We start from the raw sequence: 13,072 nt of genomic DNA on the forward strand, positions 1-13,072 counted from the left end.
GTTTTAAGAGTGGATTGAAATTTTCCACTCTTATTTTGATCATGATAGCTTTTTCCCCCAGTCTCGTTTATGCGCACTGTCTTTTTCTGGAGAGTCTAACTTAAAGTCAACTACAAAAACCAAGTTTAGCTGAAAAAGATATAGTGGACATTAAATAAACGCCCAGTAGAGAGGTGTTATTTTGTGATCTTTTTCTGTTAAATTCTTCAAAATACCCTATTAACAAACAATATTAAACCCTTTATTCATGCAAACATACGATCATTATCGAAAATCCTGTCGTTCTTTATCGAGAACTTTTTGTTTATAGAGATCCTTTATCAAGTTATTATTGGATTACTAGACAAACAGGAGGTTAAGGTAATGCCGTTATTATATATGAAAGAAATCTTTACTCCTTTAAAATTGATCGGAATTAAATTCTTCATAACAAAAGAAGGCGATAAGTATATAAAAATTTGGAATAAACCTCGAAAAAGGATTTTTAGTTAATATATTTCAATATCTACGAAACAGTATAAGGATCTTTGCTATGAGATCATTGATGATTATTGGCAAGGTCTTTTTTGTTTGTCCCCCTTTCGAAATCCCCGATCTATGAAAGAAAACTCAAATTTATCAAATGTATTCTTTCAAAGGCTTCGGCTCGACTTGCTTTAAGTGTGCAATTCATATTTTTAGTCAAATAAAAAGCTAGCTTAGCAACTTGGGCCAAGCTAGCAAAAACCGAATGAATTTATTCTTCTGCCCATTTTCCACTTTAGATTCCAGGTAATAGAGAGTAAGACCTTCCTGAATAAATTCCTCCCCCGTCTCTTACTCCACATTCAAAGAAGAATCCTTCTTCACCAGCTTTAAATAAATCATATAAACTATTCCGATTGCCATCCATATAAAACCGAGTTGTTTGCTGGTTGCATCAAGGCTATACCATACGAAACCGATGATAAATAATCCGATTACCGGGAATAGCAAGTGATTTAAGTAATCCTTGCTCTTTTTCTTGCGGATAAAATAATTGATAACTGAGATATGCAAGAACAGGAATGCGGTTAATGCCCCTAAATTAACAAGAGATGCCAACCCATCGATTTTAGAAGCAAAGAACACTGTCACCACTAAAGAGATTCCTGCTACTGCAAGAGTACTGATGTATGGAGTTTGGAACTTCGGATGAATTTTAGATAGAACACCAGGAAGCTTTTTGTCACGTGCCATGCTATATAAAATCCTGGAGATAGCTGCCTGTGCTACTAATGCATTGGCAATTCCCCATGCAAGCGCCGTAGCCAGGGTAGTTGTCCACTTCAACCAGGTACCGCCTGCAATTTCAGCAATTTGGTAAAAAGCTACATCCGCATTCTCAAATGTTGTATAGTCTGGCCAAATTAAGGCTGAAACCCATGTTTGAATAATGAATAATACCCCGACGACCAATAAGGAGAAAATAACTGCACGTCCAACAACTTTGTTTCCTCCTCTTGTTTCTTCGGACAGCGTCGATATGGCATCGAAACCAAGGAAACTTAAAACAGCAATCGACACAGCACCCATTACCATTCCGATGCTAAAATTATCACGGTCATAGAGCGGTTTAAAATTAAATTCTGCTCCATTTACACCCTTTGAGATGGCAATAATAGCGGCAATCACAAATATCGCCAGCACGATTAATTCAAGAACAACGATCACCTTATTTGCTTTGGCCGTTATTTCAATTCCAAATACATTAATGACAGTATTAATTCCAATAAATATAAGAAGCCATACAATCATTGGGACCCCAGGCACGATATCACCTAAAGCTGCAGCGCTGACTAAATACAATAACGAAGGGATTAAGATATAATCCAGTAAGATCACCCAACCGGCAAAAAAGCCGACATGTTCGTTAATCCCGCGCTGTGCATAAGAATAAACGGATCCTGCGATAGGAAAGGCTTCAGACATTCTTGCATAACTTAATGCAGTAAAAATCATTCCTATCATCCCAATTAAATATGCAAGTGCGACCATTCCATTCGAACCTTCTGCGACATATCCATAAATCCCGAACGGTGCAATTGGCACCATAAAAATACAGTCAGCACTACCCAGTTCCCTTGACGGGCAAGTCTTATAACACAAACTTTGTCGCCACGCCTTTTTTCTAATCCGTGTTTGAAAGAGTTTTCTACTAATGTTTGTAATGTATAGGGAGGAATTTTACATTCGAAAGCCGCGGGAGAGAGATCATATTTAACATGTAACCGAGGACCAAATCGAAGCTGTTGAACCGATAAGTAATTTTTTGTATGTACCAATTCCGTTTTAAATGGAACAAGCACGTCATGGTCATGATAGCGATAGCGTAAAAAAAGTGCAAATTTCTCCATTCCGGTTGTCATGTCCTGATAACGCCCAATCCTACTTAAAGATAAGAAGGCATTTAAGGTATTAAACAAAAAGTGCGGTTGAATACGTTCATTTAACTGCTTATATTCACTTTCATGCAGTTCCTTTTCCAATCTAACCTTTACATTCTCGAGCTCTAGTACATCCAGCTCCTGATCAATCAGCCTCATCATAAATAAGATCACAAGACTGACAATTGGCATCAATACTCCAAGAAAGACAACAACCGTAAACATGTAACTTCCACCGGCTTTTCAAATAGTTTGAATATTATTTTAAATGCTAGGAGGTTTTTCGTATAGGTGGCAATAGGATTTACGTGAAGTATATGAAAAATTATCTTCACAAAACAAAAACCCTGGAATAGCTTTTCTCCAGGGTTTTGTGTATCATCAAAATTGTTAACGCATCATTAAAGTAGACAATGAATATTTTGTACCGTAGTCATATACCAGACCGGAACTCTTTAAGTTTTTAATTGTCATTTTAACTTGTTCTTCTTCAATCTCGATACCTTTTTCATGCAGTTGTATTAATAATTCCTCAAAAGTGAACATATTTGACTGAGATAAAATAATATTTGCAACCTCGAAATTTGATTTTTCCATTACAATAGACATAATTCTTCCTCCTTGAGAAATTATTTTTCTTGTTTCAAGCTATTATAAAGTTCTTCAAACAATTCCAACAATCGAACTCCAATAGCTTTCCCAATCATTTCTCGCATTTCGCTGTTAGATAATTTTCCTTTACCACATAAATATGCAAAGAATACTGGGAAGAGTGACTTATTTTGATTTAGTTCATTCTGGATATTAGAAAAATTATTTAAATTAACCATACGATTATGATAATACAGATAAGGAATTTTCTTTTCTAAACCTGTACCAAGTTGTTTAAATGCAACAATTAAATCTCTAATCCCTTCTTGTTTCACTACAATCTCGATTGTTTCCTTCAAAATATCTTGAATATTGGAGACGGTCAAAGCCTCCATTAAAAGCATTAGGTTATATAAAAAGAAGCCCTCATTCAGAATGCTCGCTACGGATTCTTTATTATAATTATCTACTTGTTCACATAATTTATCAATAAGTTTAATTGAGGGAAGTCCTTGCAGCCTGATCTGGTTTCTTAATTGTTCAATTGGTTCACGGTTGTCTTTAATTGTCTGTATTATGGAATTGTCAATTTCACAAAAGTCATCCATTCTTTTTACAAGGCTGTAATAATTTTTGCGATTAGAAAGCAACTCCTCTAGCTGTTCTTTTATGACTTCTTCACTTGATTGATACTCAGAAAAGTACTTTTGTCGAAGTACCGTTAACAGCCATGAATCATCCCATTGAATAAGAGCATTAAAATAATCTGAATCAGAAAACAACTCTTCAACAGCCCTCCATAGCCCTGATATATCAAAAGGAAGTGTATTTTCATTTTGTTGTGGGGTATCCGCCTCATCCTTATTTAAATAATCCCATGCTAGTTTCACAATCGCTTTTCCCAGTAAAGCATCAGTTTTTATTACTCGATGATGAAAAATTATATATTTATAAAGATGCCACCTCTTTGAAAAGAAATCTTCGATGGAACTTAATGTCCGCATGTCGAAGCAAAACATGTAATTTCCCAGATCGTCTTTCATTAACTTCATAGAATTTATAAGTCGATCATATTCAATTTTCCCCTTGTTCACGCTTGAACTACAGGTATCTCTCGTAACATAATCAAGCCGATCACAATCAATTGAGCCATCAACTATTCTATGTACATTTTCAAATATAGTACCGCCATTTTCTTGTCTTTTATCTTCAAGAATATAGGTGGTGAAAGTATTCACCAACAAATAAAACAAGTGCTGTTTTGCATCTTCCTTATTGTTGATATTGTCTCTATCGTTTCGAAGAATACTTTCCAATAATCTGTCGGAAATCTGATTTCCTATTTTCTCGTGAAGGTCAATCTTCCCTTTGTTAGAAGCATATTTTTCGGTAATATCCAAAAATTTATTTTGCCTGATTGTCAGTTCTTGCTGTTCTTTAACTTGATCTATGACTTCTTTTAAGGCGTATTCAGCAATATGGCTAAAGGGTGGATGTCCGATATCGTGTAACAGAGCCGCACAACGAACAGATTGATACATTAGAGAATAAGCAAAATAATGCTCGTTCTTATCAATTGATGCCGGCAAACTGGAAACAAATAAAGGGTCATTCGGAACAATTTTCTTAAAATCGTGGATGTCAGTTTGATCTAAAAAAGCACTGAGTCTTTCACGCAGAATTCGTTGAAATTCTTTATGATTAATTGTAAGTTGAATTTCTTCGTTAATAGCGTTTAGAAACTCATATCTTACGTCGTCATTTGCATTTATTAAACTGTGTTTAAACATTTCCCCACCTAAATGTAACACACCAAGAGAGTGTGCAAACCTCTTGGTCTGGTTCGAGGGATACGTAAGATAGACAGTGGAATTTTGCAGAATGTTATGTAAACGATTAAAAGCTTGGGTGGATATAAGCTGCTTTTCTAATTTACTTATTTGTATACTTCCATGTATATTGTCAGCAATCTGTAGAACACTCTTTCCTTCCATCCATAACAAACCTCCTTCTTTTTTTTTATTCTTACTTTTTCGACAGAAAATTTCCGAATCCTGATATTTTCCATAAAATGAAAAAATATTTTTGTAATAGGAGACTGCTAAGACTACAAGATACAACAATACTATGTAATATAGTAAAACTGAGTAGATCATATCCCGCATGAATTAATCATTTTGTAAAGCACTAGCACAAGAAAGGGCATATTTAAAAAGTATTTTTCCGACAGTGTTAAGTTAATTTTTTTGTTACAATATAATAAAAATTAGAAAAGAGCCCTGGTAGCTAGGACTCTCTCTTCAGACATATAGTTTTCACGTCAAGCACTGTCCGTTTGTCCCCATTCAAGCAGCTTTTGCTTTAGTTCGTTCTCCATTGTGATAAGATCCTGTTCTGCCTGGCGGCGTTTGTTTCGACCGTCTTCCTGGATGCGAATCGTTTCTTCCAGTGTCGAAATGAGGTTTTCCTGCGTTTTCTTTAAAGTTTCAATATCAACCAGGCCGCGCTCATTTTCCTTGGCAGCTTCAATCGTATTGGTTTTCAGCATTTCAGCATTTTTTAAGAGCAGTTCATTTGTCGTTTTCGATACTTGCTTTTGCGCTTCGACAGCATGGCGCTGCCTGATTAATGTCAAGGCAATCGCAACCTGGTTCTTCCAAAGAGGAATCGCTGTCAAGATCGAAGATTGGATTTTTTCCACTAATAATTGATTTGTATTTTGAATAAGCCGAATTTGCGGAGCACTTTGAACGGTAATTTCTCGGCTAAGCTTCAGGTCATACAAACGTTTGTCCAAACGATCCGCAAACTGCCTCATATCGTTGACATCCTGAAAAGCCATCTGGTCCTGTGTGGATTCCGCCTTTTTTTTCAGCTCGGGAATCGTTTTTTCATAGAGTTCCTCCAGCTTTAATTCCCCCGCAGCAATATAAACATTTAAAGCATGAAAGTACTCTTTATTATGCTCATAAAGCTTTTCAAGGAATTGAATATCCTGAAATAACGTATTTTTACTGCGCTCCAGCTTGACGGTAACGCGATCGATTTGCGCACCTGTTTTTTGATATTTTGAAAGAACCTCTTGAATTGAATTGGAAATCTTGCCGAACATCCGTGAAAAAAACGATCGCTTTTCCGGGGATAGCTCGTCCGGATTGACTTCGCTTAACCTTTTCATCAAATCGCCGAGTATTTCGCCTACCTCGCCAATATCCTCTTTTTTTACCTGCTCAAGCATCGAATGGGAAAACGTTAAAAGCTTTGACTGAGCTTGGGTACCGTACGAAATAATCGCCTGATGATTCTTTGGGTCAATTTGATCGGCAAGCTGATAGGCCTTTTCCCTGCTTTCCTGCGGGATCACATCAATGAGCCTCGTCTGTTTAGTATCATCAATTTTGACTTGAGGACTTGTGGATGTATTATCACCAAATGGATCTAAGAGCAAATCATTAAAGGCAGTACCTGGTTCTTTATGAAGCGGGGATTTTTCGTTCATCATAATCTCCTTCCATCTTCATGTCTTGGTTTTATTGTATATTTCACAACATCCAATTCATAATTTAAAGAATCAATATCATTGGACAGCACGTGGTTCAAATCCTCTTCTATCGTCTTGGATAAGTCTTTTAAGGCTGTCCGTGTATCACGCAATGTAATAGCAAGCTCTGTATTTTTGTTCGGCTGGGCTGACAAAAACGCGTACTTTTCAGCTAGTTCGACGATTGAATCCAAATGGGAATAATAAAATTGTTCTGCCTGATAAAACCGTTTCGGTTCTTTTTTCGTGATCGTATAAATTCTTTTCGAAATGCGGACCGTCTCAAGAGTTTGCCTGAAGGACGCGATATCTCTAACTTGAAAAAACGCCTTGCGCAATCGCTTGATTTTGGTTTTCGCCTCATCCAAGTTTTTCTTAATGTACTTATATTCTTTTCTGCCAAGCTGATGCTTTTTTAAAAATCGCGACTTTAGAGAACTTTTAACTGCTATGAAAATCAGAAATGCACATGCCAGCGCATACATAACGGAAAGTGCAAACGTCTGGTCAAATGCAAAAAAGCTGATCAGCCATACAAAAACTGTGATTGGAAAAAGCAACATCCAATAAAGGATAAATGATAAAAATGGATTCATAAGGACCGCTCCTGACCTAGTTTCCTTAAATATATTACGATGACAATGATGCAAAGGTTTCAAATGTTAACGAATCTAAAAAAGATAAACTTAATTCACCTTTACCTTTGTATGTCTAAATTATACCCGAAATCTGTCGACTATTTAAGCAGACTAGATTTGTATTCTTTTCTAGGGCTTGAGACGTAGGTTCGGTTGCTTGTATTTTACATTCTTTCTATTCTGGATATGCAGTAATTTACATGGGCACAGTGGACAAACCTCAAAGAGTATCTTTTCTAAAATACATGTACAAAAGCGCTGTTGCGTTAACAGCGCTTTTATAATGAAAGCCTAGCAATACAATATGATCCTTGGAAAATAGAAAAAGTGGAACGTCCCGAGGGAAAGTATGGAAGACAGTATTGTCTGTGTACGCGAGACTTGTACGAATAGGGGATTTAATCACCAAAAATATGTGTCCTTGTAGCAGACCCCGTTACCGTTTGTTAGCTATTTGTTGTTTGCTGTTTTTCATTTGTTCAATCAGCTTTTTTGTCAAAAGATCTTGTTTTTCTGAAATTTCAGCTGGAGTAACGTACACACCGTTCTCAACTGCTTTTTCCAGTTCAATAATCCGTTTTCTACTTAATGTTTTTATTTTCATGGTTGATTCCTCCTCAAAAATAGGTTGCAACCAGCTTTTCTGCTGCCTCCGTGTCCAGGATCATTTGGCGTGTTCTTGGATTTAGCAATCCCGCATTCATTGTTCTTTGGTAGTGCTCAAGTAGCTTCGTTTTTGCTATAAAAGTCACATAGCCCTCAAAGCCTAGTTCAAAGCTTTTTTGACATGCTATGGCAAACAGATGAGGGCCAACCCCTAAGAATACCTTACCCTTAATATTCCAAGGTGCACTCTCCACCAAGTGAATGTGTATCCACCCTTCTTTACGCTCATAGGCAACCAATCCTTGAATTTGCTCATCTCCTTGGATCATCAACTTTTTCGCTTCGATGTTTGGATGTTTAAAGTATAGTGACCAATCGAATTTATTCCAGCCTTGTTTGGGGCCTATTTTTTTAGATCTTCATTTATAGCAAATGCTACCTCTGTTTGGTATATTTCCCCTGACTCAAATTTTCCCCCTCCGACATGCTTTGTATCTTACCTATTATTATAACACGTCAGTCACTTCTCCATATTGTGTGCCAGATTTCAGTGATAAACACTAAACACTAATACTCCCCCTCTTCAAAACAGGTTGACGGTTCAATTTAATAGCTTCCCAAATACTTTGATCATTAATTTGAATGCTTCCTTGAAGATCCGAGATGGTCCTGGCAAGTCGGATGATCTTAATTTGTCTACGGTTGCTCCAATTTTTCTTTGTGGAAAGCTGATGAAGAATACGCTGTTGTTCCGCTGTCAGAGGACTTGTTTTTATAAGCAGGTCATAAGAAACCCTGCTATTGCATATTTCTCTTCCATAACGGTCGTATTGCCTGTTCCTTGCTTCTTCAACTCTTTTCCGCACTGTTTTTGAAGATTCTGTTTCTTTCTCACTCGTTGCTTTAAAATCGACGGGCTTCAGGAAAAGATTAATATCAAATCGATCTCTCAGAGGACCTGAAAGCTTGTTTTGATAAGAGAGAATTTGCCTGGACGTGCAGGTACAATAGTGGGTATTAGAGCCGGCATAGCCACATGGACAAGGATTCATAGCCCCAATTAATATAAATGAAGCTGGATATGTGATCGTTGCGCGGGTGCGGCTGATCGTAATATAGCCATCCTCAAAAGGCTGACGGAGCATATCCAATGTTTTTTTCGGAAATTCTGCAATTTCATCCAGGAATAAAACTCCACGGTGAGCTAACGATATTTCACCTGGCTTCGGATTTTGTCCACCTCCATAATGGCAACATCTGACGCAGAATGATGCGGATTTCGATAAGGAGGAACATGAGTATGAGGATAGGTGATACCTCTTAGCTGGTATAAACTGATCATTTCGAGTTGAGCTTCGTTGCTTAAGGAAGGTAAAATGGATGAAAAGCTTTCGGCCAGCAAACTTTTTCCACAGCCGGGCGGTCCTGTCATATAGACGTGATGTTCGCCCGCAGCCGCCACTTCTAATGCACTTTTAGCATAACTATGACCTAATATTTGTTGAAAGTCTATAAAGTCAATATCGGCAACTTGTTCTTTAGTTCTAGGATAAAACGGAATAATTTCTTCTCCTGAGAGATGCTTAATCACTTCCTGCAGTGAAGAAACATAGATAATTTCCAAACCTTCAAATTCCAGTATAGGCAGCTTTTCATCAAATGGCATATATAGCTTTGTTAAACCCACCCTTTTAGCAGCCAGAACCGCTGGCAGCATCCCTTCAACAGGCTGAATAGACCCATCTAACGACAAGGCCCCAAGAAAACCGGTATGATCAGGAATTTGAACCTCTAACTCTTTTAAGCCCAATAACACACTAATTGCCATTGGCAAATCAAACATGGGTCCGTTTTTCTTTTGTTCAGGAGGAGAAAGGTTAATAACTACCTTTTGACAGGAAAGTGAGTATCCCAAGGAGTGGAGCGCAGCAACAATCCGCTCTTTCGATTCTTTTATGGATGTATCCGGCAACCCAACAATTACAATAGAATCAATCCCCACAATAGTTTTCACTTCAACATTAACTCGATAACCTTCCATTCCTTTTAACCCAATACTTGTCACTTTTGCACACATGGCTGCTCCTCCATTTCATTGATTTTCTTTTCCTCCACAAAAAGTCTGTAACAGTACGGTTTTTGTTCGCTAAAATAAGAATAAGTTTTTGTTTGATCGATATGAGGGTTTTGATTGAGGTTTACAAAAGAGGGATAGCTGCTCCATTGATAATCAACTAACTTTCCAACCATCTTGGCTTGTAGGGGATTGCGATGAATATAGCGGCTTACTTCTAAAAAATAGTCATCGGTTTCAATCAATTTAGCACCATAGCGGCCCTGAAAAACATGACCGTCTATTTTTAAACGTTGATTGAAATAAATGGCATAGCGAGAATGCAATTCTTTCATAACATGCTGTACGTGATGCTGGGTAGTTTCAAGTTGGAGATGGAGGTGATTTGTCATTAGACAATAGGAGTGTAATTTAAACGGAAACTTCTTGCGGACTTCTTCAAGAATCTCTAAATATTTTAAGTAGTCCAAGTGGTCGATAAAAATGGCTGACCGTTTATTTCCCCGGGCCATAATATGATAGATCGCACCAGGATACCAAACACGGTGTTTTCTCGGCATACAATTCCTCCATAATTATTTATTTACAGGAACAAGTGTTCCTGTAAATAAATAATAAAATACACTATTCAAAACGTCAATGATTTCCTGCCTCTTCACTAAAAATTTTCCTTATTTATGCTTCACTTTATCACTTCACCGAATGTGGGGTCAGACCCCCAAAAAGTTTCATTTGTAAATTTATTGCATCAAATCAAAGTTATTTTTTTGTTAGTAATGCCGGACTGAATAAACATTTCAGTTTTACTGACAAATTCAACTTGACCTTAAGGAACCAGTTTGATTTTAATCACTTCTACCGTTTTGAAAGTCCTTCCGATTCGGCACTCATTCCATATTTGACCCAGCATAACCAGCCATATATTTCAATCTTATCCACTTACTTTCACCAGTTGTTCGGTTGTTTCACCATCCGGAACATTATCCTGCCGCAACAGAAGGATCTTTAATAAATGGCATATGTCTGGAACCAGGTGCTTCTCCGTCTTTTTTAACTAAAACGATCTGAATAGCTTCCATTCGTTTAGCCAGCCCTTGTGTCCCTGCAGGCTCACCGTTTTTTGCCCAGCCTAACCAACCATAATCCTGAACGTGAACACGATAATAAACATCAAAGTAATCTGCTAAACCACCATTTAAAGCTATTTTAATTGCTTCTAGTCGTTTTCCTTGTCCAGTTGTACCAGATACTGCGCCAGTAGTTACGGGATTTAACCAGCCATAATCCTGTACATGCGCTGAATATGTAATATCGCCACTATAGGGAGCATTTGTGATATCAATCTTAATTGCTTCTAATCGTTTCGCTTTTCCTGTTGTTCCGCTCATTGCTCCATTAACTGAATACCCCAGCCAACCGAACGTTTCAATATGCGTTGAATAAACCACGGATGGTTTTGTAATAAATGGTTTATCTGTTAAACCAGGAGATTCGCCACCTTTTTCAGTCAAAACTATCTCAATGGCTTCCAATTGTGTTGATAATCCCTCTGTACCTGCAGATTCACCATTTTTTGCCCAACCTAACCAACCAAATAATTCTGAGTGAACACGATAGTAAACATCGTAATGGTTTGCCATTTCTCCATTTAAACTAACTTGAATAGCTTCAGCTTGTTTACTCTTTCCAGTTGTACCACTAACATTTCCATCAGAAACACTCTCTAACCAGCCATAATCCTGTACATGCGTCTTGTATGAAATTCCACCCGTAAATGGAGCATTTTCTAAAGAAATTTGAATTGCTTCTATTTGTAACGCTTGACCAACTGTTCCACTTAGTTCCCCATCAGACACGGCACCTAACCAGCCGTAATTTTGAACATGGGTTTTGTAAGTTACAGATGGATTCGTTGTGCCGCTTCCATTGGACTTGTAATAAATCAATCCATAACCATAGTATGGATCTTGGCCGGCAACACCCAAATCTTTGGTATTTCTCCTAAGTAGCGTTTTTAATTCACTATTTGTCAAATTGGGGTATTTCTCCTTTAAAAGAGCCAACATTCCCGTAACATGAGGAGTTGCTTGTGATGTGCCACTTTGAAATGCATAATTTCCCTGGGTAAATGTACTTATAATATTTTCACCCGGAGCTGAGAAATCCACTTCGTTACCAGTTGAAGAAAAGTCGCTTATTTTTAGTGATTCATTCACGGATGATACCGCGATGACATCACTAAATTTTGCCGGATAATGTACTGAATTCTCTAATCCATCGTTACCACTGGCAGCCACAATAAGAATACCTTTTTCATATGCATCATTAATCATTTGTTCAAATAATTGGCTGTATTCAGAACTGCCTAAACTAAGATTGATGATATCCATACCATTGGCAATGGCCCAATCTAAACCTTGCAAAATATCTTGCAGGTTTCCTGATCCCGAGCTGTCTAATACCTTGACAGCATATAGATCGGCGTCAGGTGCTACCCCAGTGATATCTAACCCATTTACACTTGCAATGTCAGGCTGTGCTGCAATAATGCCAGAAACATGTGTCCCGTGTCCATTGTCATCTTGCCATGAATTTGTGTAATCAACTGTTGAAACACCACCGGTAATATTCAACTCGTTATGGTTGGCGACCCCTGTATCAAGCACGGCCACTTTGACACCATCTCCTGTATAGCCTTCATTCCAAGATTCTTGAGAATTTGTTGCATTTATGTTCCATTGGGTTTCACCTGTGGAAGCAATCTGTGCTGATTGTAAAACTTTTACTGGTCCGGTTTCTGCAATGCTGAATGGTATGTTTTCCTCGATATATTCAATATTAGAATTTGATTCTAATTTCTTTAGATCATCTTCGGTAGCTACTACAGATATAGCCGGAACTGTTTTAAACTCATATTCTACTTTTTTACTTTCTTCTACTATATCTTCTTTGCCGTTTTCATTTTTATAAACAACAATGACCTCTTTTTCCTGTTTTGCCATTTCTTCAGCGTTCACAACAGGAGGATTATAGCCTGAAAAAATAATGATGAGACAGGAAAGGAAAGGTATCAAGTATGAGCTGAGTTTCTTCATTTAGAATTCACTCCGTTATTATAAGAATTTGCTGAGATAATCCACTAGTTTTTTAAATAAAATCACTAGCGTTGCATTAAATAAAAGCGAATTTGTCAAGCTCAAATCAAATAAATTTATTT

The 13,072-nt window shown here is 37.4% G+C and carries 10 protein-coding genes and 3 pseudogenes; all 13 read right to left on the reverse strand.

The window, feature by feature from the left end; translation table 11 throughout:
• Positions 1 to 816 precede the first annotated feature (816 nt).
• Positions 817 to 2,127: an APC family permease gene (locus CU635_RS17670; protein ID WP_245917517.1), complete on the reverse strand. Its 1,311-nt coding sequence runs from the start codon at positions 2,125 to 2,127 to the stop codon at positions 817 to 819.
• 131 nt (positions 2,128 to 2,258) lie between these two features.
• A pseudogene (locus CU635_RS23910) lies at positions 2,259 to 2,630 on the reverse strand (sensor histidine kinase); the annotation flags it as partial.
• Positions 2,631 to 2,795: 165 nt separating this feature from the next.
• The gene (locus CU635_RS17680) at positions 2,796 to 3,014 is read right to left on the reverse strand and encodes a hypothetical protein (protein ID WP_101578708.1); all 219 of its coding nucleotides are present in this window, start codon (positions 3,012 to 3,014) and stop codon (positions 2,796 to 2,798) included.
• 20 nt (positions 3,015 to 3,034) lie between these two features.
• Positions 3,035 to 4,990: an HD domain-containing protein gene (locus CU635_RS17685; protein WP_180956615.1), complete on the reverse strand. Its 1,956-nt coding sequence runs from the start codon at positions 4,988 to 4,990 to the stop codon at positions 3,035 to 3,037.
• 326 nt (positions 4,991 to 5,316) lie between these two features.
• The gene (locus CU635_RS17690; protein WP_373270899.1) at positions 5,317 to 6,498 is read right to left on the reverse strand and encodes a toxic anion resistance protein; all 1,182 of its coding nucleotides are present in this window, start codon (positions 6,496 to 6,498) and stop codon (positions 5,317 to 5,319) included.
• Positions 6,495 to 7,133 (reverse strand): 5-bromo-4-chloroindolyl phosphate hydrolysis family protein, encoded by a 639-nt coding sequence (locus CU635_RS17695; RefSeq protein ID WP_101578711.1) that lies wholly within the window; start codon positions 7,131 to 7,133, stop codon positions 6,495 to 6,497. Before CU635_RS17695 ends, CU635_RS17690 begins: the two co-directional genes overlap by 4 nt.
• Before the next feature lie 478 nt (positions 7,134 to 7,611).
• Positions 7,612 to 7,779 (reverse strand): hypothetical protein, encoded by a 168-nt coding sequence (locus CU635_RS23455; protein WP_180956616.1) that lies wholly within the window; start codon positions 7,777 to 7,779, stop codon positions 7,612 to 7,614.
• Positions 7,780 to 7,792: 13 nt separating this feature from the next.
• The gene (locus tag CU635_RS17700; RefSeq protein WP_125928294.1) at positions 7,793 to 8,113 is read right to left on the reverse strand and encodes a hypothetical protein; all 321 of its coding nucleotides are present in this window, start codon (positions 8,111 to 8,113) and stop codon (positions 7,793 to 7,795) included.
• Between the two features lie 228 nt (positions 8,114 to 8,341).
• On the reverse strand, positions 8,342 to 8,926 hold the full coding sequence (locus CU635_RS24245; protein ID WP_373270900.1) for an ATP-binding protein: 585 nt from the start codon (positions 8,924 to 8,926) through the stop codon (positions 8,342 to 8,344).
• Between the two features lie 42 nt (positions 8,927 to 8,968).
• Positions 8,969 to 9,250, reverse strand: a pseudogene (locus tag CU635_RS24405) (ATP-binding protein); the annotation flags it as partial.
• A gap of 167 nt (positions 9,251 to 9,417) precedes the next feature.
• Positions 9,418 to 9,858, reverse strand: a pseudogene (locus CU635_RS24410) (magnesium chelatase domain-containing protein); the annotation flags it as partial.
• Positions 9,843 to 10,415, reverse strand: coding sequence for a transposase (locus tag CU635_RS17710; protein WP_101578713.1), 573 nt, complete (start codon positions 10,413 to 10,415; stop codon positions 9,843 to 9,845). The gene CU635_RS17710 and the pseudogene CU635_RS24410, both read right to left, overlap by 16 nt.
• Positions 10,416 to 10,835: 420 nt before the next feature.
• Complete coding sequence (locus CU635_RS17715; protein ID WP_101578714.1) at positions 10,836 to 12,950, reverse strand: S8 family serine peptidase; 2,115 nt, start codon at positions 12,948 to 12,950, stop codon at positions 10,836 to 10,838.
• Positions 12,951 to 13,072 lie beyond the last annotated feature (122 nt).

It is taken from the genome of Bacillus canaveralius, assembly GCF_002860125.1.
Taxonomy (GTDB): Bacteria; Bacillota; Bacilli; order Bacillales; family Cytobacillaceae; genus Bacillus_BJ; species Bacillus_BJ canaveralius.

Excerpts from the sequence above, each read along its gene's own strand:
- CU635_RS17710 (WP_101578713.1), bottom strand. The coding sequence starts at position 10,415 with ATGCCGAGAAAACACCGTGTTTGGTATCCTGGTGCGATCTATCATATT.
- CU635_RS23455 (WP_180956616.1), bottom strand. The coding sequence starts at position 7,779 with ATGAAAATAAAAACATTAAGTAGAAAACGGATTATTGAACTGGAAAAA.
- CU635_RS24245 (WP_373270900.1), bottom strand. The coding sequence starts at position 8,926 with ATGCTCCGTCAGCCTTTTGAGGATGGCTATATTACGATCAGCCGCACC.
- CU635_RS17690 (WP_373270899.1), bottom strand. The coding sequence starts at position 6,498 with ATGATGAACGAAAAATCCCCGCTTCATAAAGAACCAGGTACTGCCTTT.
- CU635_RS17685 (WP_180956615.1), bottom strand. The coding sequence starts at position 4,990 with ATGGAAGGAAAGAGTGTTCTACAGATTGCTGACAATATACATGGAAGT.
- CU635_RS17680 (WP_101578708.1), bottom strand. The coding sequence starts at position 3,014 with ATGTCTATTGTAATGGAAAAATCAAATTTCGAGGTTGCAAATATTATT.
- CU635_RS17715 (WP_101578714.1), bottom strand. The coding sequence starts at position 12,950 with ATGAAGAAACTCAGCTCATACTTGATACCTTTCCTTTCCTGTCTCATC.
- CU635_RS17695 (WP_101578711.1), bottom strand. The coding sequence starts at position 7,133 with ATGAATCCATTTTTATCATTTATCCTTTATTGGATGTTGCTTTTTCCA.